Origin of the sequence: Mesorhizobium sp. B2-4-12, from assembly GCF_006441575.1 — a bacterium.
GTDB lineage: Bacteria > Pseudomonadota > Alphaproteobacteria > Rhizobiales > Rhizobiaceae > Mesorhizobium.
On record NZ_VFVC01000002.1, the window covers coordinates 218485 to 241400 of the forward strand.

Consider the following 22916-nt stretch of genomic DNA (forward strand, 5'->3'; position numbering starts at 1 on the left):
AAAAGAGAACAGCCCCGCCGTGCTCTTGGCAAACGGCCGGGGCTTTCCTGGATCTATAGTCCAATCTTTTGCCGGGAGTGTACTGCCGGCGTTAGATTTCGGATGCTTCGCGGCTTTCAGCCGACGATCCGACTAGCAGTCTCTGATTTTTGGTGGGTTACGGCAGGTCACGGTTTGTCGGGTGGCGCAAACGCTAAACCCTTGACACTTATGCCTGCCGCGGCTCCAGCGACACGTGGAGCCTCAAGGGACTGTCCGGTGGCGTCATGCTCCGCTCCTCTGTCCGTTGCGACATCTCGTCCCGAAGCGCAAATCGCAAATGCCTGCGGCGTCTCGCAGGCCACCTCTGGGTGGCGAGGCCATCGAAAGACAGCCGGCTTCGTTGACGTCCCGAGACTGCCCCCGTGAGCCGGCCGCGTCAACCATCAATAGCCGGTTACGGAAAAATGTGATCGCGCGGAGGTTACGTGCAGGTCAGTTTCCGCACAGCTTTGTCAGGAGCGTGTTCGGCCTTTGTTCTTTCCGCTTGCCCGTTCGCACGAAAGGCGGTTAAACGACTTCTGTCGGGAGTTGTGGCGTCTCTCGACGTGGCGGCAAAAAAACCTACATAGGGGATGGTCGGGAAAACCCGCCAATCCCACGAATTCCAGATCTGAGGCGGCGACCGGCGATGGCCGACCATAAATTCCTTTCCATTCGCGGGGCGCGCGAACACAATCTGAAGAATGTCGATCTCGACCTGCCGCGTGACAGCCTGATCGTCATGACCGGCCTGTCGGGCTCCGGCAAATCGTCGCTCGCCTTCGACACCATCTATGCCGAAGGCCAGCGCCGCTATGTCGAGAGCCTTTCGGCCTATGCGCGGCAATTCCTCGAAATGATGCAGAAGCCCGACGTCGACCAGATCGACGGCCTGTCGCCCGCCATCTCCATCGAGCAGAAGACCACGTCGAAGAATCCGCGTTCAACGGTCGGCACCGTCACTGAAATCTACGACTACATGCGGCTTTTGTTCGCCCGTGTCGGCGTGCCCTATTCGCCGGCCACCGGCCTGCCCATCGAGAGCCAGACCGTAAGCCAGATGGTCGACCGCGTGCTGGCGGTCGAGGAGGGCACACGCCTGTTCCTGCTGGCGCCGATTGTGCGTGGCCGCAAGGGCGAGTACCGCAAGGAATTGCTGGAACTGCAGAAGAAGGGCTTTCAGCGCGTCAAGGTCGATGGCGTCTTCTACGAAATCGCCGACGTTCCGGCCCTGGACAAGAAGTACAAGCACGACATCGATGTCGTCGTCGACCGCATCGTTGTGCGCGGCGATCTCGCCACGAGGCTTGCCGACTCCATCGAGACGGCACTGAAGCTCGCCGAGGGATTGGCGGTGGCCGAGTTCGCCGACAAGCCGCTCGACGCCAGCCAGACCGGCGAGGATTCGGTCAACAAATCGAAGAACGAGACGCATGAACGCATCCTGTTCTCCGAAAAATTCGCCTGCCCGGTATCCGGCTTCACCATTCCCGAGATCGAGCCGAGATTGTTCTCGTTCAACAACCCGTTCGGCGCCTGCCCGACCTGCGACGGTCTCGGCAGCCAGCGCGCCATCGATCCCAATCTCGTGGTGCCGGATGAGAATGTGTCGTTGCGCGACGGCGCGGTCAGCCCATGGGCGAAGTCGACTTCGCCCTATTACGTGCAAACCCTCGAGGCATTGGGCAAGGCTTACAACTTCAAGCTCGGCGACAAGTTCAAGGATTTGAGCGCCGAGGCCCAGGAGGCGATCCTGCGTGGCACCGGCGAACGGGAAATCACCTTCCAGTACGATGACGGCCTGCGCTCCTACAAGACCACCAAAACCTTCGAAGGGGTCATCCCCAATCTCGAGCGGCGCTGGAAAGAAACCGAGTCCGCCTGGATGCGCGAAGAGATCGAGCGCTTCATGTCGGCAACGCCCTGCCCGGTCTGCAAGGGCTATAGGCTGAAGCCGGAAGCGCTGGCGGTTAAGATTGCCGGCAAGCACATTGGCGAAGTCACCGAGCAATCGATCCGCAACGCCGATCGCTGGTTCACCGACCTGCCCGCAAAGCTCAACGACAAGCAGAACGAGATCGCGGTGCGCGTGCTGAAGGAAATCCGCGAGCGCCTGCGGTTCCTCAACGACGTCGGGCTCGACTACCTGACACTATCGCGCAATTCCGGCACGCTGTCGGGCGGCGAAAGCCAGCGCATCCGGCTGGCATCGCAGATCGGCTCGGGTCTCACCGGCGTGCTTTACGTGCTGGACGAGCCATCGATCGGCCTGCACCAGCGCGACAACACGCGCCTGCTCGATACGCTGAAGCATTTGCGCGACATCGGCAACACGGTGATCGTCGTCGAGCACGACGAGGATGCCATCCTGCACGCCGACTATGTCGTCGACATGGGCCCGGCCGCCGGCATCCATGGCGGCGAGATCATCGCCCAGGGCACGCCGCAGCAGGTGATGGCGAACCCCAATTCGATCACCGGCAAATATCTGTCGGGCGCACTCGAAGTGGCAACGCCGGCCGTGCGCCGCGAGGCGAAGAAGAACCGGCGCCTGAAGATCGTCGGTGCGCGCGGCAACAATCTGAAGAACGTCACCGCCGAAATACCGCTCGGCACCTTCACCGCCGTCACCGGCGTGTCGGGCGGCGGCAAGTCGACCTTCCTGATCGAGACGCTGTTCAAGGCGGCCTCGCGCCGCATCATGGGTTCGCGCGAGCATTCGGCCGAACATGACCGCATCGAGGGTCTGGAGTTCCTCGACAAGGTCATCGACATCGACCAGTCGCCGATCGGCCGCACGCCGCGTTCGAACCCCGCCACCTATACCGGCGCCTTCACGCCGATCCGTGACTGGTTCGCAGGCCTGCCTGAAGCCAAGGCGCGCGGCTACCAACCGGGCCGTTTTTCGTTCAACGTCAAGGGCGGCCGCTGCGAGGCCTGCCAGGGCGACGGGGTCATCAAGATCGAAATGCACTTTTTGCCCGACGTCTATGTCACCTGCGACGTCTGCCACGGCAAGCGCTACAACAGGGAGACGCTCGACGTGCTGTTCAAGGGTAAGTCGATCGCCGACGTGCTCGACATGACCGTCGAGGAAGGCGTCGATTTCTTCGCCGCGGTGCCCGGCGTGCGCGACAAGCTCGACACGCTGAAACAGGTCGGCCTCGGCTACATCCATATCGGCCAGCAGGCGACGACGCTCTCCGGCGGCGAGGCGCAACGCATCAAGCTCGCCAAGGAACTGTCGCGCAAGGCGACCGGCAAGACGCTCTACATTCTCGACGAGCCGACCACCGGCCTGCACTTCCACGACGTCGCCAAGCTCCTGGAAGTGCTGCACGAATTGGTCGACCAGGGCAACACGGTGGTAGTCATCGAGCACAATCTCGAGGTGATAAAAACCGCCGACTGGGTGCTCGACCTAGGTCCCGAAGGCGGCGACGGCGGTGGCGAACTGGTCGCCTCCGGCACGCCGGAAGCGATCGTGCGCGAAAAGCGCAGCTACACCGGCCAGTTCTTGAAGGAACTTCTGGAGCGGCGCCCCGGAGGCAAACGCGAAGCGGCGGAGTGATGGCTGGGGATGGTCTCATCACGGTCCAGAGCCAGTTTGGCGTGACCGAAACCATCGACCGCCTGGCGGAAGCGATAAAGCGTGCGGGACTGCTTGAGTTCGCGCGCATCGATCACGCAGCCGGCGCGCGCGATGTCGACGCCGCGCTTCGCCCCACCGAACTGTTGATTTTCGGCAATCCCAAGGGTGGCACACCACTGATGCAGGACAGGCAGCTCGCCGGCATCGATCTGCCGGTCAAGGCGCTGGCCTGGGAGGATGAGCAAGGCAAGGTGTGGCTCTCCTACAATGATGCGAATTGGATCGCCGGGCGCCATAGCCTGGGCGAGGCCAGCCGCGCCGCAGTCGCGGCGATTGCCGCCGGCATGGAAAAGGTGATCGCCTCTGCTGCTGGAATGGATCAATCATGAGGCTCGCCCGCCGTGATGATCTTGCCGCGATCGTCGCGTTGACGAAAGCAGCCTATGCCCCCTATGACGCCATACTCGATGCGCCGCCGATCCCGGTTACCGAAGACTACGCGCCGCGCATCGCCCGGGGCGAGGTCTGGCTGCTGGAGCGCGTCGGCGAGCTCGCCGGGGTAATCACGCTGGAACGCCACGCCGACCACGCGATGATCTTCTCCGTCGCGGTGTCACCTGCCTTCCAAGGCAAGGGCTTCGGCATCACGCTGCTCAAGCACGCGGATGAACAGGCCCGCCTTTGGGGCTTGCCGGAGGTGCGGCTCTATACCAATGCGAAAATGGAGCGAAACATCGCGCTCTATCTCGCTTACGGTTATCGCGAAACGGGTCGCCGGCCCAATCCTTACCGACCAGGATGGGTGCTCGTCGACATGGCCAAGCCGGTCGGTGAGACAGCCTGATCTTTCGGAACCGACTTCTGCACCTGGGAGGACGACAATGAGCAAATCGGGAACAATCCGCGCCGGCATGGGCGGCTGGACCTTCGAGCCCTGGGACACGTCCTTCTATCCGGACAAGTTGTCGAAGGCGAAACAGTTGCAATATGCCAGCCGTCAGGTGCCCAGCATCGAGGTCAACGGCACCTATTATTCCAGTTTCAAGGAGCCGACCTTCATCAAATGGGCCAGCGAAGCGCCGGACGGTTTCGTCTATTCGCTGAAAGGCAATCGCTTCGTCACCAACCGGCGCGTACTCGGCGAAGCCGGCGAATCGATGATGCGCTTCCTTGGCTCGGGCGTCGCCGCGCTCGGCGAAAAACTGGGACCGATCCTGTGGCAGTTCGCGCCGACGAAAAAGTTCGACCCGGACGATTTCGAAGCCTTTCTGAAACTGCTGCCGGAGAAGCAGGACGGTGTCGCGCTGCGCCATGCGCTTGAAGTGCGCAACGACAGTTTCATTGTCCCGGAATTTCCCGCGCTGGCGCGCAAATACAAGGCGGCGATCGTCTACGCCGATCATGCCAAATACCCCGATATCGCCGACATCACCGGCGATTTCGTCTATGCGAGGCTGCAGACCGGCAGCGACGACAATCCCGATTGCTACACGCCAAAGGGTCTCGACGAATGGGCGGCGCGGGCAAAGACTTGGGCGGAAGGCAAGCAGCCGGCCGATCTGCGGCGCGCCGATCCCGCAACCGACGCGCCGGTGCAGCCACGCGACGTGTTTGTCTACTTCATCACCGAGGGCAAGGTGCGCGCACCGTTCGGGGCCATGGCGCTGATGAAGCGTGTGACCGGCTGACGAGCGTCAGCCGGTATCCGGCTGCACGCCATAAGCGCGCCGCCTATGCGTTTTGCGCGCAGGCGGGCGCCCACTTCGTGGCATCTTCGCCACGATCGTAACCTTCTCGACACTTCCTTGCTGCATGAATGCGCGGACGCCAAGCCGCAGAACTGGAACCGCCGCCGGCAGGAAAAGAGGGGCATGTCGCTCGACTACACTTCACTTCTGCTGGCTGTCGGGTTCTCCGCCGCCTGCCTGAGCCTGACATTGTTCGGCATGTGGTTGACCGCGCGCACGGAGCGGTTCCTGCTGACATGGGCGATCAGCCTGGTGTTCGTGGTCGGCGATATTTTTGCCTATGACGCTTATATCGACATGCCTGGGCGCCTGCTCGGGATCGCCGCGCTGGCGTTCCTGTTGATTGGTTTCTCAGTCATGCTGGGTGCTGCCTACCAGTTCAGGACAGGCGGCTCGCCGCTGCGGCGAATGATGTTTGGCTGCCTTTCGCTGGCGGTGGCGCTGCCTCCCATGGCTCTGGGCTATGATGGCCTCGGCTTCATGTTCGAGAACATGTTCGCCGCCCTGCTCCTGTTCGCGACGGCCTTCGAATACTGGAGGGGCCGCGACGAGGCCCCTGCCCTGACGATCGGCATCACCGCGCTCTATTCGGCCACCGCCGCCTCCTTCGCGCTGTGCGCCATGGTGCTTGGCTGGGATGGAAAACTGGTCCTGGGCCATGCGCCGAGCAACTGGGCCGAGGAATTGAGCCTCGTCGTGGTTATCGCCAGCATGACGGGTATTGGCGCGCTCTCGCTTGCTCTCAACCAGGGTCGTCTGGCCAGGCACCACCGCCGCAATGCCCTGACCGATCCGCTGACAGGCCTGCTCAACCGGCGCGCTCTGTTCGACATACATGGCAATGCCCCGGTCGGCGCCTTTACCGCGGTGGTCGTCTTCGACCTCGACAACTTCAAGGCCATCAACGACGAGTTCGGCCACGCGGCGGGCGACGAGGTGCTGAAAGTGTTCGCCAGCGAACTCGCCGGCAATCTTCGCCAGACCGACGTCGCCGCGCGCATGGGCGGCGAGGAATTCGCACTGGTGTTGAAGCGCACGCTGCCGGAAACGGTGCAGGAAGTGGCGGAGCGCATCCGGACCGCTTTCGCGACGCGCCTGATAGAAACCGAAACCGGCTTGCTTACATGCACCGTTAGCGCTGGTTTTGCGTTTGGCAGCAAGGAAGGCCTCAGCCTCGACAAGGTGCTCAGCGCCGCCGACAAGGCGCTCTATGATGCCAAGCGTGGCGGCCGCAACCGCGTGACCGCCTCTCCATTCCGACGCGCGAGTTGACCGCGCGGATCGATATTGAGCCTGTGATTGTTGGGCGGGCGAAAGCGGCCCTTATGCCGCCATCACGATTTCATTGAAGGCGTCGAGGTCGACATAGAAGACCTTGGTGATCTCCTCGATCAGATCGTCGTAGTCGCAGCCCTGTGACCTCAGGATGTTAATGGCGGCGATGATGTCGACACGCTCTGTAAGCCGCCTCTTCTGGTAATCTTCGACGAAACGTTGCATGGCCGTCCCTTAGCCTGTGTGCCCAAACGCGTTGAACGACAATCAGATCACAGGAGGCTAGGAAGCCTTGCTTGCGTGGAACTTGCGCGGCCTTCGCCGCCCCTCGATCTGCGACAACCAGACTGATACGGAAGCGGCCGACTCACAAAAGCCAAGAAAAGACTAGCATGCAGCCCATGCCGCGCCAGAGATGCGGACGGCTCGAAGGTAGAAATATCGAACTTGCCAGGGACTTTGGACCGTCACCTGAAGAACAATGCTGATTCTAGACCGTCAGGAATTTGCGAACATCAGCCCGGTCCAGATCCTCCGCCGGGCCGGTGTGGACGATCCGGCCACGATCCATGATGTTGACCTCGTCGGCGAGTTCGCGGCAGAAGTCGAGATACTGTTCAACCAGCAGCACCGCGATGCCGGCCTGGTCGCGCAGGTAGCGGATGGCCCGGCCGATGTCCTTGATGATTGACGGCTGGATGCCCTCCGTCGGCTCATCCAGCACCAAAAGCTTCGGCCGCATCACCAGCGCGCGGCCGATCGCCAATTGCTGCTGCTGGCCACCGGAAAGATCGCCGCCGCGGCGGCCGAGCATCTGCTTCAGCACCGGAAAGAGTTCGAAGACATGGGCCGGCACGTCGCGGTCGGCGCGCTTGAGCGGCGCAAACCCGGATTCGAGATTCTCCCGTACGCTGAGCAGCGGAAAAATCTCCCTGCCCTGCGGTACGAATGCGATGCCCGACCGGGCGCGGTCATACGCCGCGCTCCGGTCGAGCGCCTTCCCCTCGAAGGCAACGCTTCCGCTCGTCAGCCGGTGATGGCCGACGATCGATCTCATCAAACTGGTCTTGCCGACGCCGTTGCGGCCGAGCACGCAAGTGATCTTGCCGGCGCCTACCTTCAGCGACACGCCGCGCAGCGCCTGGGCGGCGCCGTAGTGAAGCGTGGCATCGGAGACTTCGAGCATGTCAGCGCCGTTTCCAGAATCGGAGAAACGACAGATCGAAGCGATGGAATGGAACCCGCCAATGCATGTTCATCTCCCCAGATACACTTCCACGACGCGCTCGTCGGCCGACACGAAATCGAGTGTGCCTTCGGAGAGCACCGAACCCTCATGCAGGCAGGTAACCTTGACGCCGAGTTCGCGCACGAAATGCATGTCGTGCTCGACGACGATGACCGAATGGTCGCGCGCGATATCCTTGAGCAGCCGCGCGGTCTCCTCGGTCTCGGCGTCGGTCATTCCGGCCACCGGCTCGTCGACCAGAAGCAGCTTTGGGTCCTGCGCCAGCAGCATCCCGATCTCCAGCCACTGCTTTTGCCCGTGGCTGAGATTGGCGGCGAGCACGTCGCGTTTATCACCGAGCCGGATGACGCCGAGGATGTCGTCGATCCGCCGCGTCTCGGCCGCTGAGCGGCGATGAAACAGCGCCGGGAAGATCGAGCGCGGCCCTTTCAGGGCCAGCATCAGGTTTTCCTCGATCGTGTGGCTTTCGAAGACGGTCGGCTTCTGGAATTTGCGGCCGATGCCCATCATGGCGATTTCAGCCTCGTCATGTCTGGTCAGGTCCACCCGGCCGTCGAAGAAGACTTCACCTTCATCGGGCCGTGTCTTGCCGGTGACGATGTCCATCATTGTCGTCTTGCCGGCTCCGTTGGGGCCGATGATGGCGCGCATCTCGCCCTTGTCGAGCACCAGCGACAGGCTGTTGATGGCGCGAAAACCGTCGAAGGAGACCGAGACGCCGTCCAGGTAGAGAATTGTGTTCGATTTGCTCATGGTTACTCCGCCGCCTGCGGCTCGGGGTCGGACCAGGACCATTCGCCTGGATTCCTGGCCGGCGAGCGGGCGAGCTTCGAGGTCGCCAGCGCGACTCCAGCCTCGACTCCGGCTTCCTTGGCGATGGATGCCGCGCGCAACGCCTTCGCATCGCTGCGCCAGGAGTCCCACATGCCGATAATGCCCTTGGGCAACAGCAGCGTAACCGCGACGAACAGACCGCCGAGCGCGAACAGCCACAGTTCGGGCAGGACGCCGGTGAACCAGGATTTGCCGGCATTGACCAGCAGCGCGCCGATGATCGGTCCGACGATGGTGCCGCGCCCGCCGACGGCGGCCCAAATCACCACCTCGATCGAATTGGACGGTTCGAACTCGCCGGGATTGATGATGCCGACCTGCGGCACGTAGAGCGCGCCAGCAATGCCGGCCATGACAGCCGATACGGTGAAGGCGAACAGTTTTACATTCTCCGCCCGCCAGCCGAGGAAACGCGTGCGGCTCTCGGCGTCGCGCACGGCCATCAGGAGCTTGCCGTATTTGGAGCCGACGATCGCCCAGGTGATGTAGATGGCGAGCGCCAGGATCACGGCGCTGGCCGCGAACAACGCCGAGCGCGTGGCGTCGGCTTGCACGTTGAAGCCCAGGATGTCCTTGAAGTCGGTCAGGCCGTTGTTACCGCCAAACCCCATGTCGTTTCGGAAGAAGGCGAGCAGCAACGCGTATGTCATCGCCTGGGTGATGATGGAGAGATAGACGCCGGTGACGCGGCTGCGGAAAGCGAACCAGCCGAAGATGAAGGCGAGCAGGCCGGGCACCGCCAATACCATGAGGGCGGCGAACCAGAAATGATCGAAACCGGTCCAGAACCACGGCAATTCCTTGTAATTCAGGAACACCATGAAATCAGGCAGGACAGGGTTGCCATAGACGCCGCGCGAGCCGATCTGGCGCATCAGATACATGCCCATCGCATAGCCGCCGAGCGCGAAGAAGGCGCCGTGGCCGAGCGAAAGGATGCCGCAATACCCCCAGACCAGGTCGAGCGAGAGCGCCAGCAGCGCGTAGCAAAGATACTTGCCTGTCAGCGCGACGATGTAGGACGGAATATAGAAGGCGCTCGCCGGAAAAACGGCAAGGTTGAGCAGTGGCACGATGGCGGCCACCGCCAGGAGGACGAAAATGGTGATGGCGATGCGTCGCTCGGCGCCCGCGGCGAAGAAGCGTCCTGACATCATGCTTCCACCGCCCTGCCCTTGAGGGCGAACAGCCCGCGCGGGCGCTTCTGGATGAACAGGATGATCAGCACCAGCACGACGATCTTGCCGAGCACGGCGCCGGCATAGGGTTCGAGCACCTTGTTGACGATGCCCAGCGAAAAAGCGCCGACCAGGGTGCCCCACAGATTGCCGACGCCGCCGAAGACAACGACCATGAAACTGTCGATGATGTAGCCGCGGCCGAGATTGGGCGAGACGTTGTCGATCTGGCTGAGGGCCACGCCTGCGATGCCGGCGATGCCTGAGCCGAGCGCAAAGGTCAGCGCGTCGACCCATGGCGTCCTGATGCCCATGGAAGCGGCCATGCGCCGGTTGGCGGTGACGGCGCGCATCTGCAGGCCCCAGGGCGTGCGCTTCATCACGTAGAACAGCACGGCGAAGACGCTGAGCGCGAAAACCAGAATCCACAGGCGGTTCCAGGTGATGGCCAGTTGTCCAAAATCGAACGAGCCCGACATCCAGGAGGGGTTGCCGACCTCCTGGTTTGTCGGCCCGAAGATCGAACGCACGGCCTGCTGCAGGATAAGCGACACGCCCCACGTCGCCAGCAGCGTCTCCAGCGGTCGGCCATAGAGGAAGCGGATGACGCCGCGCTCGATGGCGAGGCCGACGAGAGCGGCGACCAAAAAGGCAAGCGGCAGCGCGATCACCAGCGACCAGTCGAACAGTCCGGGAAAGGATGTGCGGATCACTTGCTGGACGACGAAGGTGGTGTAGGCGCCGAGCATCACCATCTCGCCATGCGCCATGTTGATGACGCCCATGACGCCGAAGGTGATGGCGAGCCCGATCGCGGCGAGCAGCAACACCGAGCCCATCGAAATGCCGTACCAGATGTTCTGGGCGGCATCCCACAATGCAAGCGTCGAATTGATGTTGGCGATCGCCGCCGTCGCCGCTTGCCTGACCGCTTCCGAGGCATTTGCATCCACCGAGGTCAGCAACGACACCGCGTCGAGGTCACCGCGCGCGCCGATCAGCGCGATAGCCGCCAGCTTGTCGGCATCCGGGCGGTCGGAGACAAGAACCGATGCGGCGCGGGCCTGTTCGAACAGCGCCTTGACGCTGGCAACGGTCTCATTGGCGATCGCCGTGTCGAGTGGCTCGATATTGGCTGCGTCAGGTGTCTTGAACATGGTGCCGGCGGCGGCCAGGCGCACGGCCGGATTCTTGGCGCCGAGCGTCAGCGTGCCCAAGGCGTCACGGATCACACGGCGAAGCGTGTTGTTGACCTTGATCTTGGTGATGTCGTCCTTGCCGGCCTCACCTGACGCGTCGCCGCTCAGCGGATCGAAAAGCTCGATACTTCCGGCGGTTTCCTTGCCGGTGAACACCAGGGAGTCGGCCTTGCGGATGTAAAGACTACCGTCGGCAAGCGCGGCAAGCGGCCGTGCGACTACCGGGTCGGCGGTGGCCGCCAGTTCATGGACGACGGCGCCCGTCTCCGAAAAACCTTTGGCCGTGGCGAATTTGGCGATGGTGGCGCGCAGATCGGCTTCGTCGGCATGCGACGGCGAAAATATCGTCAGCAGCAACAACAGCGTCAGGCCAATCATGCGCATCGCGGTCATCGGAATAGGGTCAATCCCAGGGGTTGATGTTGCGCCCGGACGGACTGGAGGAATAAGTCCGCCCGGGCTGCGGTCTCGGGTCGCGGACCACTCCGCGACCCGACAGACCGGGAGGATCAGTTCGTGCCCTTGCCGCCGCACTTGCCTGTGGCGACATTGAAGTTGCCGCAGGACAAGGGCGCGCGCCAATCGGAAATCAGGTCCTTGGAGTCAGGGAGGTAATCGGACCATTCATCGCCCATCACCAGGCCAGGTGTGCGCGACACCGTCTCGAACTGCCCGTCGGCCTGGATTTCGCCGATCAGCACCGGCTTGGTGATGTGGTGGTTCGGCATCATGGTCGAATAGCCGCCGGTCAGGTTCGGCACCGATACGCCGACCATGGCGTCGATAACCTTGTCAGGATCGGTGGTACCGGCCTTTTCGACTGCCTTCACCCACATGTTGAAGCCGATATAATGGGCTTCCATCGGGTCGTTGGTGGTGCGCCTGTCGCTCTTGATGAACTTGTGCCAGTCGGCGATGAACTTCTTGTTCTCGGGCGTGTCGACGCTCTCGAAGTAGTTCCAGGCCGCGAGATGGCCGACCAGCGGCGCAGTGTCGAGACCGGCCAGTTCTTCCTCGCCGACCGAGAACGCCATGACGGGGATGTCCTCCGCCTTGATGCCCTGGTTGCCGAGCTCCTTGTAGAACGGCACGTTGGCGTCGCCGTTGACGGTCGAAACGACGGCCGTCTTCTTGCCGGCCGAACCGAACTTCTTGATCGCCGAGACCTCGGTCTGCCAATCGGAGAAGCCGAACGGCGTGTAGTTGACCATGATGTCTTCCGCCGCGACGCCCTTGGCCTTCAGATAGGCTTCGAGAATCTTGTTGGTGGTGCGTGGGTAGACATAGTCGGTGCCTTCGAGCACCCAGCGCTTCACCAAGCCGCCATCCTCGCTCATCAGATAGTCGACGGCGGGAATGGCCTGCTGGTTCGGTGCGGCGCCGGTGTAGAACACGTTGCGCTCGCTCTCCTCGCCTTCATACTGGACGGGGTAGAACAGGATGTTGTCGAGTTCGGAGAACACTGGCAGCACCGATTTGCGCGACACCGAGGTCCAGCAGCCGAACACCGCCGCCACCTTGTCCTTGGAAATCAGCTCACGCGCCTTCTCGGCGAACAGTGGCCAGTTGGAAGCCGGATCGACGACGACGGCCTCAAGTTTTTTGCCGAGCAGGCCACCCTTGGCGTTCTGCTCGTCGATGAGCATCAGCATGGCGTCCTTCAGCGTCGTCTCCGAAATCGCCATTGTCCCTGACAGCGAATGGAGGATGCCGACCTTGATCGTGTCGTCGGCGGCCCTGGCGGGAACCGACATCAACAGGCCAGCGGCCACCACGCTCGCCGAAAACATTTTTGTTATTGTCGAGAAACTACCCCTCATGCTGAACACTCCCAAGCTGGTTGATTGCACTGCAACAACGCGATGCAACCTACATGCCAACCGCGAATGGGATGTCCGAAAAAGCGAAATAGCCAAACATTGTCAGCCGCTTATTACATCAGACCAAACAAAACAAAGAGAGCCGAAAAAATTTGAGTGAGGGAAATTTGCGCAGCGCACAAGGCAAATTGCCTAATTTTAGCTCAAATTTATCTGATGCCTATATTTTGACCTTTGTGAACGGATCACCGCTGACAAATGTTGCGGCCCGACGCGAAAATGGGGCAAGCTCGACTTCAGACAGGCAACGTCATGGCATCCAGCATTTCACGCATATTCATCGGAATATTACTTCTGGCGGTGGGAACCGGAGCCGCGCGGGCCGACTTCAGCGGCGGCAGGATGCCCGACGGCACCTATCACTGCGAAGTTTATCTGCTCGGCATGTTCCTCAACCTGGGCGTCATCACCATCAAGGGAAATGTCTACACCGGCCCTGTCACCTTCGGCGCCGTCCAACAGGGCTATAACTACCAGATGGACGCAAACGGTGTGATCTCCTGGTTGGGACCGCTCGGCGGCTACACCACCGGTGGCAATTCCCTGTCCCTGACCCAGGCAACCCTGGATGGCCAGAACCCGCCCTCCTTCGATATCATCATGAAGCAGCCGGACGGGGCCTTCACCGCCTCGACCTGCACCAGGGGCGGCAGCCAATAGCCCGTCCTGGTGACGGCCCTCGCCGCGAGGCGAGCTTTCTCTCATGTCATCTGGATGTTGCCGAAGCTGGATAGGCAGCTTTGCGCCGTCACATCCACCTCGAGAGGCAGACACATGGCCGATTCCCCGTCCTCATCCTCCCCCGTCATTCGCAATGTCATCGCCGAGCGCGTTTCGCGCCGTACTCTCCTGAAGGGCAGCCTCGCATCTGGCGCCCTGGTCGCCGGCGGCGGCTTTGTCGGCTCGTTGTTTGCCGGCGAAACACATGCCGCCGCCGCCCTTTCCACCCTCGGTTTTCCGGAACTGAACCGAATCTATGGCAAGACCCACGCCGCAGCCGACGGCTATGAAACGACGATCGTCGCACGCTGGGGCGATCCGCTTGTCGCGGGCCTGCCGGATTTCGACGGCAATACGATCGCGGCCGACGAACAGGAAAGGCGCTTCGGCTACAACTGCGACTACATCGCCTTCATGCCGCTGCCCAAGGGATCTGTGAACTCCGACCACGGCTTGCTTTGCGTCAACAACGAATACATCTCGCCGAACGTGATGTTCCCCGGCATGACCGAGGACGGCGCCGGCAAGGCGATGAGCAAGGAACAGGTCGATCTCGGGCTGGCGGCGATGGGGCATTCGATCGTCGAGGTCATGCTCAAGGACGGCAAGTGGCAAACCATCGACGATAGCCCGCTTAACCGCCGCATCACCGCCAACACCGAAATGACCGTCTCCGGCCCCGTGGCTGGCCATGCGCTGATGAAGACCTCAGCCGATGCGACCGGCACCAAGGTGCTCGGCACCAGCTACAATTGCAGCGGCGGCATTACCCCATGGCGGACCGTGTTGACCTGCGAGGAAGGCGTTTCCGACCTGTTCGGCGGCGATCCAAAGAAGGCCCCTGCAGCAGGCATTCTCGACCGTTATGGCTTTGACGGCTCCGACATCTACGGCCGCGGCCGCTTTCACGACCGCTTCAACATCGACAAGGAACCGAACGAAACCAACCGCTTCGACTGGGTGGTCGAGATCGACCCTTACGACCCCAAGTCCAAGCCGGTGAAGCGCACGGCCCTTGGCCGCATGGCGCATGAGGCCTCTACGGTCGTCGTCAACAAGGATGGCCGCATCGTCGTCTACATGGGTGACGACGATTATTTCGAATACATGTACCGCTATGTCTCGAACAAGGCTTATGACAAGGCGAATCCCGCTTCGAGCAACGGCCTTCTGGACGATGGCGTGCTTTCGGTCGCTCGTTACGATGCCGATGGCACCATGACATGGCTGCCGCTGATCCATGGCCAGGGCAAGCTCACCGTCGATAACGGTTTTGCCGACCAGGCGGAGGTGCTGCTGAAAACACGGCTGGCCGCCGATGCGCTTGGCGCGACCCCGATGGACCGGCCGGAGGACATCGAGACCAATCCGGTCACCGGCCGCGTCTACGCCGTCATGACTAAGAACAAGAAGCGCGAGGAATCCAAGGTCAATCCAGCCAACACGCGGCCCGAAAACCTCTGGGGCCACATCGTCGAACTGATCCCGCCGGGCGGCTGCGGCAGCGACGCCGACCACACCGCCGACAAATACACCTGGGACCTGTTCGTTCTGTGCGGCAATCCCGGGGATGCCAAGGTCGGCGCCACCTTCCATTCCGACACATCGGACAATGGCTGGTTCGTGTGCCCGGACAACATCACCTTCGACCCCGCCGGCCGTCTCTGGGTAGCGACCGACGGCGCCAACGATTTCGACCTGCCCGACGGCGTCTATGGCATCGACACGGAAGGCCCGGCGCGGGGCCTGCCGAAGCTTTTGTTCACCTGCCCGCATGGCGCGGAAGCGACCGGCCCCTGCTTCACCCCGGATGGCACAACGCTGTTCCTTTCGGTTCAGCATCCATCGGAGGACGCCGAAACGCTCGACAAGGCGCAGTCCCTATGGCCCGATTTCAAGGACGGCCAGCCGCCGCGCCCCTCGGTCATCGCCATCCGCCGCAAGGACGGCCAGCCGGTCGGGGCATAGCCTTCGCAAGCACGAAAAAAGGCGCGGAACCCTCGCGGGTCCCGCGCCAGCAGGCAGTCGGGAGGTGGGACTAGATGCTTCTTGCCGACATCTGGGCGGCGATGTAGTCGGCCTGGCGGATTGCCAGCGACACGATGGTCAGGGTCGGGTTTTCGGCGGCACCCGTGGTGAACTGGCTGCCGTCCGACACGAACAGGTTCTTGATGTCGTGCGTCTGACCATGCTTGTTGACGACGCCATCGGCAGCTTTCTCGCTCATCCGGCTGGTACCGAGATTGTGGGTCGACGGATAGGGCGGCGTCGGGAAGGTGCGCGTGGCGCCGACCGCATCATAAAGCGCCGAGGCCTGCTTGTAGGCATGATCGCGCATCGCCGTGTCGTTTGGATGATCGTCGAAATGCACGTCGGCAATCGGCATGCCGTGCTCGTCCTTCTCATCGGCGTGCAACGTGATGCGGTTCTCCTCGCGTGGCATGTCTTCGCCGACGATCCACAGGCCCGCCATATGATCGTAATGGTCGAGTGCGGTGGTGAAAGAGCGTCCCCACCCGCCGGGGTTCAGGAAAGCCGCCATGAACGGCAGGCCGAGCGACAGCGTCTCGAATTCGTAGCCGCCGACAAAACCGCGTGACGGATCATGGCGGGCCTCGTCGCGGATGATGCCGGCCATGGTGGTGCCGCGATACATGTGCACCGGCTTGTCGAAGATGGCATACACCGAGCCGGTGGTGTGGCGCATGTAATTCTTGCCCACCTCCCCCGACGAGTTGCCAAGCCCATGCGGGAATTTGGCCGACTCGGAGTTGAGCAGCAGGCGCGGGCTCTCGATCGAATTGCCGGCAACGGCGACGATACGGGCTTTCTGCTCCTGCAGCTTGCCGTCCTTGTCGGCGTAGACGACGCCGGTCACCTTGCCCGAAGGATCATGGTTGATCTTGATCACCATCGAGTTCGGCCGCACCTCCAGATGGCCTGTCGCCTCGCCCTTGGGGATCTCGGTGTAGAGCGTCGACCATTTGGCGCCCCATTTGCAGCCTTGGAAGCAGAAGCCTGTCTGCTGGCAGGAATTGCGGTCGTCGCGCTCGACCGAGTTGATCGCCATGTTGCCGGTGTGGCATTCCTTGTAGCCGAGCTTGTCGGCGCCGGCCTTGAGCACCTTGAAGTTGTTGTTGCCCGGCAATCTCGGCCAGCCATTGGTGCCCGTCACACCCATCTTGGCTTCGGCCTTGGCGTAATAAGGCTCCATCTCGGCCAGCGTGACCGGCCAGTCCAAGAGGTTTGCGCCTTCCAGCTTGCCGTAGGTCGACAGCGTCTTGAACTCGTGCTCCTGGAAACGCAGCGACGCGCCCGCCCAGTGCGTGGTCGAACCGCCGACCGACTTGACGATCCAGGCCGGAAGGTTCGGGAAATCCTTCGACACCCGCCAGTCACCCGACGTCGTGCGCTTGTCCTTCCAGGCGAGTTGGGCGAACGAATCCCATTCGTCGTTGACGAAATCCTCATATTCGTGACGGGCGCCCGCCTCGAGGATGACCACGTCTATGCCCTTCTGTGCCAGTTCGTTGCCGAGCGTGCCGCCGCCGGCGCCGGAGCCGATGATAACGACCACGCCATCGTTCTTCAGATCAAATGATGCTGCCATGGTTTCCTCCCATGAAATCAATTGGATGCGGTTGGGCGAAGCGGCTCAAAGCCACTCGACGTCGTTGAAACCACGCGCGATATAGCCGCCCTTTGAGTAGGATTCGCCCTCGTAGCCGAAGATCGGCCAGAGCTCCTTCTGATTGTAGAGGCTGACCACGAGGCCGCCGCGAACCGCCTGGAAGAAGAGCGAGTTCTCGACGTCCCTGAGCAGCGCCACGCGCTGCTCTTCCCAGCCAAGCGCACGATAGCCGCCGCTGCCGGCCTTCCTGTCGAGATCAGCGATGCCATTTTCGATGAGTTCCTTGTGGGCCGGATCCTTGCCGGCCATCTCGTCATGGCCCTTCACCGCGACGGCGTAATATCTGTCCGGGACCTGGTCGTGCGGATAGATGTCGCGCGCCACCTGGATCAGCGTCGCCATCGTCTCCGGCTTCAGCGCCGAGGTTTCCAGCCCCCAGGCGTGTTCCGGGCTGATGACGGCACTGCCGGAAATGATGAGCAACGCGCCCGCGCCGCCGCGTTTGAGAAGCTCGCGCCGAGACAGGCCGGGCTTCCTCTCATAGATCGTAACCATATGTTCCTCCCTGCTTGCTGTTCGCACCCATAGGTGCCGTTGCTGGCGCCGCGCCGGTCCGCGCGGCCTGTTGTCCCTATTGGAAGCGCCCCCCACGCTGCAGCACCTCGACCTTGTAGCCGTCGGGATCCTCGATGAAGAAAAAGCGGGCGATGAGCGATCCGTCTCGCTCGAACTCGACGATCTTTTTCGGGTTGAGGCCAAGTGCACCGAGGCGATCATGTTCGCCGTCGAGATCGGCGACCGAAACCGCGAGGTGACCATAGCCGTCGCCGAGCGTGTAGGGTTCCTGCCGCCCCTTGTTGACGGTCAACTCAACTTCGAAAGGCGCATCGGCATTGCTGAGATAGATCAGCGTGAAGGTCTCGAAATCCAGCCGCTGAGCAACTTCCAACCCGAACGCCTTGTTGTAGAAATCGATGGAGCGGTCCTCTTCGAGAACCCGGATCATCGTGTGGATCGCCTTCGCCAAATCAGACTCCGTAGCTTTCGTGCCTGGAGGTTATTATGCGCTCCGGCGAAGAAAGGTGGTGGCAGCCGATTACCACGCATGGGAGTGGAAAACGGGTAGTGTCCAGCCCGTTCTAAGGACGAAAGTCTGATTGCGGTCATCGGCCGTCCGGCCGAAGATGAAACCGCAGGCAGTGTTCAAAAGGCGCCGACGGCTCAGTCAGCGCCCAAGACCAACAAAAACGGGAGATAACGATGTGCAGAGTCTTTGCCGCGCAGGATCCGGAAGGCTACCGCCAGATCAACCGGTCGATCCGTATCGACGGACATTCGACCAGCATTCAGCTCGAGGTGACGTTCTGGGCCTTGCTCGATGAAATCGCGGAAAGCCAGAACCTGACGACGCCGAAATTCATCTCGAAACTCTACGACGAAGCCATCGAGATCAACGGCGAAATCCCCAACTTTGCCTCCATGCTGCGCACCACCTGCGCGCTCTATCTGCGCGGCCACAAGCCCATGGACGAGCGGATGACGCTGAAGCGGGAAGCGGCTTAGCGCCCTTCCACAGCGATTTCGAGCGCCAGGCGGCTCATGTCGGAGAAAAGCCCCTGGCGTTCGGAATAGTCGGTCAGTTCGCCAGTCTCGATATTGTCGACCACCGTGCAGATCGACAGCGCACGGATCCCGAAATGCCCGGCAATGCGATAAAGCGCGCTGGTTTCCATATCCACCGCCAGGATTCCGGCGGACCGCGCCTCGGCAAACCGGGCGCGGCCATCCGGATGATGGAAGATGTCGCTGCAGACCGTCGGACCGACATGGAGCGCGATGCCGAGTTCAGCAGCTTTGGCCAAAGCAAGGACAAGCAGCGCCGGATCCGGGCCGGCGGCAGCGCCGTAGAGACCAAAGACCTGACCGCTTTGGGTATTTTCGGGCCGCGCTGATTGCGAAATGACAAGGCTTCGCAGCTCAACCTCGGCAGTCAGGCCGCCGCAGGTACCGGTGCGGATCAAAGTCCGGACGCCATGATAATCCAACAGTTCATGCGCATAGATCAGGAACGACGAAACACCGATGCCCGTCGCCTGGATGCTGACACGCTTGCCTCGATAAAGCCCGGTAAAACCGAGAGCGCCCCGCCTGCGGTTGACGCAACGTGGCCCTTCCAGAAAGGTGTTCGCCATCCATTCGGCGCGCTGCGGGTCGCCCGGCAGCAAGACCGTATCGGCGTAGTCGCCCCTGTCTGCTTCGATGTGTGGCGTCAACAACTGCTCCCCGAGCTCGCCTGCCCCTTCACCCGCAATCATGGCGTTGTCGGGGCGTTGCGCAAGGCGGATTACGGGAGAACGCTATGACTCCAGCATGTCCTTGACGATCGTTGCCAGTTGCTTGAGCGAGAACGGCTTCGGCAGGAAGCCGAAATGCGCCTCCGCCGGCAGGTTCCTGGCGAACGCGTCCTCGGCGTAGCCGGACACGAAGACGAACTTGATGTCCGGCTGGCGCTTGCGCAGTTCGCCCAGCAGGGTCGGCCCGTCCATCTCCGGCATCACCACGTCCGAAACGACGATGTCGACTTTGCCGCCAAGGGCCTCGAACACTTCCAGCGCCTCGACGCCCGAGGATGCCTCATGCACGGTATAGCCGCGCGAGGTCAGCGCCCGCACGCCGCCCATGCGCACGGCGTCCTCGTCCTCGACCAGCAGCACCGTCGCCGAACCGGACAGGTCCTTGACGCTGTCGGCCGATTTGACCGGCGCCGTGGCCGGCGCTTCGCCGGGTTCGGCCACGTTTTTCGCTTCCGCGACGTGACGCGGCAGGAAGATGCGGAAGGTCGATCCCTTGCCGACCTCGGAATCGCAGAAAATGAAGCCGCCGGTCTGCTTGATGATGCCGTAGACCATGGACAGGCCAAGGCCGGTGCCCTTGCCGACCTCCTTGGTGGTGAAGAACGGCTCGAAGATCTTCTTCAGCACATCAGGCGCGATGCCGCTGCCGGTATCCTCGACTTCGACCACCACATAGTCGGCCGCGGTGAGTTCACGGTAGGGGAAGGTCCTGCACTCCTCGGCGGTCACGTTGCGGGTCCGCACCGTGAGATCGCCGCCGGCCGGCATCGCGTCGCGCGCATTGACAGCCAGGTTGACCACCACCTGCTCGAACTGGCCGATATCCACCTTGACCGGCCACAGGTCGCGGCCGTGGTCGATCTTCAGTTTGATGTCGTTGCCGACCAGACGGGCAAGCAGCATTCTGAGATCGGCGAGCACGTCGGTGAGGTTCAACACTTCCGGCCGCAGCGTCTGTTTGCGCGAGAAGGCCAGCAACTGCCGCACCAGCGAGGCCGCCCGGTTGGCGTTCTGCTTGATGTTCATGATGTCGGGGAATGATGGATCCGACGGCCGGTGATTGGTCAGGAGCAGGTCCGACGCCATGATGATGGCGGTCAGCACATTGTTGAAATCGTGGGCGATGCCGCCGGCGAGCTGGCCGACCGCCTGCATCTTCTGGCTCTGCGCCATCTGCCCTTCGAGCGCCTTCTGTTCGGTCGTCTCGACGGCGTAGACGATGGCCGATTCCTCGGCCCCCTCGCCGCCGGTGCCGTCGGCGACGGCATTGACGTAGAAACGGATGTGGCGCTCTTCATTCCCGGGCAGCACAGTGTCGATCGGGTCGATGTCGGCCTGCCGCTGCCGGGCCTTTTCGAATGCAGCGGCAAAGGCCGGCCGGTCGCGCTCATGGATCACCGTATCGAGGCGCACGCGGCGATCGACGGCGTCCCGGTCGACGACCGAGGAAAACAGCAACAGGAACGGCGCATTGGTGCGCAGGATGCGCCCGTTGGCATCGACGCCTGCGATCGCCATCGGCGTGGAATTGAAGAAGCGGGTGAAGCGCACTTCCGAAGCGCGCAGATCGGCCGAGGCATCCTCGCCCTGCGTGCGGTTGAGCACGATCGTGCGCGTCGGGCCGCCGACGCCTTCCCGGCTGGCTGAAACGCGATGCATGAAGCGCACGGGCAGCGCCTCGCCCGTCATCGTCGTCAGGTCGAGATCGATGACCGCATTGCGCGTCGTGCCGGGGTCGGCCTTGACCGAGCGCACCAGCGCCATGCCGTCGCCGGCAACGATGTCAGGCAAGGTCACGGCGCCGGGCGTAAAGCTGGCGAGATCGATGCCAAGCCACTCCGCGAGCGTGGCGTTGATGTAGGTGACACGGCCGTCCTGGTCGGCGGAAAAGAAGCCGGCCGGGGCGTGGTCAAGGTGATCGATGGCCTTCTGCAGGTCGAGGAAGAAACGCTCCTGTTCTGCTCGCTCCCGCGAAATATCTGCGAGTTGCCAGGCCAGCATGGGCAGCCGCTGGCCCGGAACGCTGAAGGTGCGGGCGCGGGTCCTGTACCAGCGGGCGCCGGGTTCGGCGCCCGGCCTGATCGATTGCGCCAGCCGGAACTCACCGTCGCCCGGTTGCCCGTCGCGCAGGCCGGATGCCAGCCGGTAAATGGTCATCGAGGCTTCGGGAACATCCGAAAGAAGGCCCTCGACCGTCTTCAGATCGGCGGCCGATGAGGCTCCGGTCATTTCGGCATAGGCACGGTTGGCGTAGACGACACGGCCCTTGGTGTCCGTCACCAGAAGGCCCTGCGACATCGAATCGACGAAAGCCTTGGACAGTTCATCGCCGGTCGAGCGTGGTGTGATCTGCACGAAGCCGATCGCGGTCGCGAACAGGAAGCCGACGCCGATCATCGCCAGCACGCCGAGCATGCCGAGCAGGAAGGGATCGCCGAGATGCTCGCGGAACAGACCGAAGACGATCGCGGCCCCTGTCAGAACGACGATGAAGATGATCAGCCGGGTCACAGCGCCCGGTCGCGTGTTCTGGTCGACGATCGGTACCGGATAGAAATCGCCGCGCGCTTCCTTGGCCATATGCCCCCTGCTCGTGAAGTCCGATGTTCCGACACCCGCCCCTAGCGGGTTGAATCACATTCTCCTAGTCCGGAAAAGGCCCGGGCGGCAAATGTCAGATAAAAATGATGCCGGCCAGGCGTGAAGCGTTTCGAGCTGTTCACGATGCGCGAAAGGCAACTTGCGGTGGCCAGCCGCAACGGTCTAGTGTCTCGTCACTTTCCAAAAACCGATCAGGGGAAACCAATGCAGTGGCTGGATAGCGTGGCGGGTCCCGGTTATGCCGCGGCACTCCTGTGGACGTTCGCGGCGCTGATCCTGCTGGTCATCGTTCTCATCATCATCAGGCTCGTCCGCAACCTGACCTTCGGCACGTTTGTCGCCGGGGGGCGGAACCGCAAGACGCGGCTCGCCGTCATGGACGCCACCGCCGTCGACAGCCATCGCCGGCTGGTTCTGGTGCGCCGCGACGATATCGAACATCTGCTTCTGATCGGCGGCCCGACCGATGTCGTCGTCGAACGTGACATCCGTCTGGCTGCACCCCGCCGTCCGGCGCTGACCGGGGATAGCGGCCTGCAGCCCGTCCCAGCCGCGGCCCCGGCGGCAAAACCGCGGCCGCCTCAGCCGGCTCCCGCACAGGCACCGGCACGGCCGGCGCCGGCTCCGCAGCCGG

General features: G+C 62.5%; 19 protein-coding genes and 1 pseudogene. 9 read left to right on the forward strand and 11 right to left on the reverse strand.

Features of this window, described 5'->3' with window-relative positions; translation table 11 throughout:
- The first annotated feature begins 670 nt into the window (after positions 1-670).
- From uvrA to FJ934_RS02455, 5 genes are all read left to right on the forward strand, one after another.
- Positions 671-3592, forward strand: a complete 2922-nt coding sequence (gene uvrA / locus FJ934_RS02435) for an excinuclease ABC subunit UvrA (RefSeq protein ID WP_140607057.1) — start codon at positions 671-673, stop codon at positions 3590-3592.
- The gene (locus tag FJ934_RS02440) at positions 3592-4002 is read left to right on the forward strand and encodes a DUF302 domain-containing protein (RefSeq protein ID WP_181165481.1); all 411 of its coding nucleotides are present in this window, start codon (positions 3592-3594) and stop codon (positions 4000-4002) included. The genes uvrA and FJ934_RS02440 overlap by 1 nt, the downstream gene beginning before the upstream one ends.
- Positions 3999-4457 (forward strand): GNAT family N-acetyltransferase, encoded by a 459-nt coding sequence (locus tag FJ934_RS02445; RefSeq protein WP_140607059.1) that lies wholly within the window; start codon positions 3999-4001, stop codon positions 4455-4457. The genes FJ934_RS02440 and FJ934_RS02445 overlap by 4 nt, the downstream gene beginning before the upstream one ends.
- A gap of 37 nt (positions 4458-4494) precedes the next feature.
- A complete protein-coding gene (locus FJ934_RS02450) occupies positions 4495-5301 on the forward strand; it encodes a DUF72 domain-containing protein (protein WP_140607060.1) in 807 nt (268 codons plus the stop codon).
- Between the two features lie 183 nt (positions 5302-5484).
- Entirely contained in the window at positions 5485-6633 is a 1149-nt protein-coding gene (locus tag FJ934_RS02455) for a GGDEF domain-containing protein (RefSeq protein WP_140607061.1), read from the forward strand.
- 51 nt (positions 6634-6684) lie between these two features.
- On the opposite strand, the gene FJ934_RS02460 is transcribed toward FJ934_RS02455, so the two are convergent.
- The 6 genes from FJ934_RS02460 to urtA form a co-directional block, all read right to left on the reverse strand.
- Complete coding sequence (locus FJ934_RS02460; RefSeq protein ID WP_140607062.1) at positions 6685-6861, reverse strand: hypothetical protein; 177 nt, start codon at positions 6859-6861, stop codon at positions 6685-6687.
- A gap of 265 nt (positions 6862-7126) precedes the next feature.
- Positions 7127-7822, reverse strand: coding sequence for an urea ABC transporter ATP-binding subunit UrtE (gene urtE / locus FJ934_RS02465; protein ID WP_140607063.1), 696 nt, complete (start codon positions 7820-7822; stop codon positions 7127-7129).
- Between the two features lie 69 nt (positions 7823-7891).
- A complete protein-coding gene (urtD, locus tag FJ934_RS02470) occupies positions 7892-8638 on the reverse strand; it encodes an urea ABC transporter ATP-binding protein UrtD (protein WP_140607064.1) in 747 nt (248 codons plus the stop codon).
- Positions 8639-8640: 2 nt separating this feature from the next.
- Complete coding sequence (gene urtC, locus FJ934_RS02475; protein WP_140607065.1) at positions 8641-9876, reverse strand: urea ABC transporter permease subunit UrtC; 1236 nt, start codon at positions 9874-9876, stop codon at positions 8641-8643.
- Entirely contained in the window at positions 9873-11489 is a 1617-nt protein-coding gene (urtB, locus tag FJ934_RS02480) for an urea ABC transporter permease subunit UrtB (RefSeq protein ID WP_140607066.1), read from the reverse strand. Before urtB ends, urtC begins: the two co-directional genes overlap by 4 nt.
- 116 nt (positions 11490-11605) lie before the next feature.
- On the reverse strand, positions 11606-12916 hold the full coding sequence (urtA, locus tag FJ934_RS02485; protein ID WP_140607067.1) for an urea ABC transporter substrate-binding protein: 1311 nt from the start codon (positions 12914-12916) through the stop codon (positions 11606-11608).
- A gap of 312 nt (positions 12917-13228) precedes the next feature.
- On the opposite strand from urtA, the gene FJ934_RS02490 reads away from it, so the two are divergent.
- Both FJ934_RS02490 and FJ934_RS02495 read left to right on the forward strand, forming a co-directional pair.
- Positions 13229-13636, forward strand: a complete 408-nt coding sequence (locus FJ934_RS02490) for a hypothetical protein (RefSeq protein ID WP_140607068.1) — start codon at positions 13229-13231, stop codon at positions 13634-13636.
- A gap of 114 nt (positions 13637-13750) precedes the next feature.
- Complete coding sequence (locus FJ934_RS02495) at positions 13751-15664, forward strand: PhoX family phosphatase (protein WP_140607069.1); 1914 nt, start codon at positions 13751-13753, stop codon at positions 15662-15664.
- 70 nt (positions 15665-15734) lie between these two features.
- On the opposite strand, the gene FJ934_RS02500 is transcribed toward FJ934_RS02495, so the two are convergent.
- The 3 genes from FJ934_RS02500 to FJ934_RS02510 all read right to left on the reverse strand — a co-directional run bounded on the left by FJ934_RS02500 (position 15735) and on the right by FJ934_RS02510 (position 18354).
- The gene (locus FJ934_RS02500) at positions 15735-17306 is read right to left on the reverse strand and encodes a GMC family oxidoreductase (protein WP_140607070.1); all 1572 of its coding nucleotides are present in this window, start codon (positions 17304-17306) and stop codon (positions 15735-15737) included.
- Between the two features lie 45 nt (positions 17307-17351).
- On the reverse strand, positions 17352-17882 hold the full coding sequence (locus FJ934_RS02505) for a gluconate 2-dehydrogenase subunit 3 family protein (RefSeq protein ID WP_140607071.1): 531 nt from the start codon (positions 17880-17882) through the stop codon (positions 17352-17354).
- 76 nt (positions 17883-17958) lie between these two features.
- Positions 17959-18354, reverse strand: a complete 396-nt coding sequence (locus FJ934_RS02510) for a VOC family protein (RefSeq protein ID WP_140607072.1) — start codon at positions 18352-18354, stop codon at positions 17959-17961.
- 233 nt (positions 18355-18587) lie between these two features.
- Between FJ934_RS02510 and FJ934_RS02515 the strand changes: the two genes are divergently transcribed.
- A complete protein-coding gene (locus FJ934_RS02515; RefSeq protein WP_140607073.1) occupies positions 18588-18890 on the forward strand; it encodes a ribbon-helix-helix domain-containing protein in 303 nt (100 codons plus the stop codon).
- Here the strand turns inward: FJ934_RS02515 and FJ934_RS02520 are convergent.
- Both FJ934_RS02520 and FJ934_RS02525 read right to left on the reverse strand, forming a co-directional pair.
- Entirely contained in the window at positions 18887-19600 is a 714-nt protein-coding gene (locus FJ934_RS02520; RefSeq protein ID WP_140607074.1) for a DeoD-type purine-nucleoside phosphorylase, read from the reverse strand. The genes FJ934_RS02515 and FJ934_RS02520 overlap by 4 nt on opposite strands.
- 84 nt (positions 19601-19684) lie before the next feature.
- Complete coding sequence (locus tag FJ934_RS02525) at positions 19685-22261, reverse strand: PAS domain-containing sensor histidine kinase (RefSeq protein ID WP_140607075.1); 2577 nt, start codon at positions 22259-22261, stop codon at positions 19685-19687.
- 225 nt (positions 22262-22486) lie between these two features.
- Between FJ934_RS02525 and FJ934_RS02530 the strand changes: the two are divergent.
- Positions 22487-22916: pseudogene (locus FJ934_RS02530) on the forward strand (flagellar biosynthetic protein FliO); the annotation flags it as partial.

Excerpts from the sequence above, each read along its gene's own strand:
- uvrA (WP_140607057.1), top strand. The coding sequence starts at position 671 with ATGGCCGACCATAAATTCCTTTCCATTCGCGGGGCGCGCGAACACAAT.
- FJ934_RS02440 (WP_181165481.1), top strand. The coding sequence starts at position 3,592 with ATGGCTGGGGATGGTCTCATCACGGTCCAGAGCCAGTTTGGCGTGACC.
- FJ934_RS02445 (WP_140607059.1), top strand. The coding sequence starts at position 3,999 with ATGAGGCTCGCCCGCCGTGATGATCTTGCCGCGATCGTCGCGTTGACG.
- FJ934_RS02450 (WP_140607060.1), top strand. The coding sequence starts at position 4,495 with ATGAGCAAATCGGGAACAATCCGCGCCGGCATGGGCGGCTGGACCTTC.
- FJ934_RS02455 (WP_140607061.1), top strand. The coding sequence starts at position 5,485 with ATGTCGCTCGACTACACTTCACTTCTGCTGGCTGTCGGGTTCTCCGCC.
- FJ934_RS02460 (WP_140607062.1), bottom strand. The coding sequence starts at position 6,861 with ATGCAACGTTTCGTCGAAGATTACCAGAAGAGGCGGCTTACAGAGCGT.
- urtE (WP_140607063.1), bottom strand. The coding sequence starts at position 7,822 with ATGCTCGAAGTCTCCGATGCCACGCTTCACTACGGCGCCGCCCAGGCG.
- urtD (WP_140607064.1), bottom strand. The coding sequence starts at position 8,638 with ATGAGCAAATCGAACACAATTCTCTACCTGGACGGCGTCTCGGTCTCC.
- urtC (WP_140607065.1), bottom strand. The coding sequence starts at position 9,876 with ATGATGTCAGGACGCTTCTTCGCCGCGGGCGCCGAGCGACGCATCGCC.
- urtB (WP_140607066.1), bottom strand. The coding sequence starts at position 11,489 with ATGACCGCGATGCGCATGATTGGCCTGACGCTGTTGTTGCTGCTGACG.
- urtA (WP_140607067.1), bottom strand. The coding sequence starts at position 12,916 with ATGAGGGGTAGTTTCTCGACAATAACAAAAATGTTTTCGGCGAGCGTG.
- FJ934_RS02490 (WP_140607068.1), top strand. The coding sequence starts at position 13,229 with ATGGCATCCAGCATTTCACGCATATTCATCGGAATATTACTTCTGGCG.
- FJ934_RS02495 (WP_140607069.1), top strand. The coding sequence starts at position 13,751 with ATGGCCGATTCCCCGTCCTCATCCTCCCCCGTCATTCGCAATGTCATC.
- FJ934_RS02500 (WP_140607070.1), bottom strand. The coding sequence starts at position 17,306 with ATGGCAGCATCATTTGATCTGAAGAACGATGGCGTGGTCGTTATCATC.
- FJ934_RS02505 (WP_140607071.1), bottom strand. The coding sequence starts at position 17,882 with ATGGTTACGATCTATGAGAGGAAGCCCGGCCTGTCTCGGCGCGAGCTT.
- FJ934_RS02515 (WP_140607073.1), top strand. The coding sequence starts at position 18,588 with ATGTGCAGAGTCTTTGCCGCGCAGGATCCGGAAGGCTACCGCCAGATC.
- FJ934_RS02525 (WP_140607075.1), bottom strand. The coding sequence starts at position 22,261 with ATGGCCAAGGAAGCGCGCGGCGATTTCTATCCGGTACCGATCGTCGAC.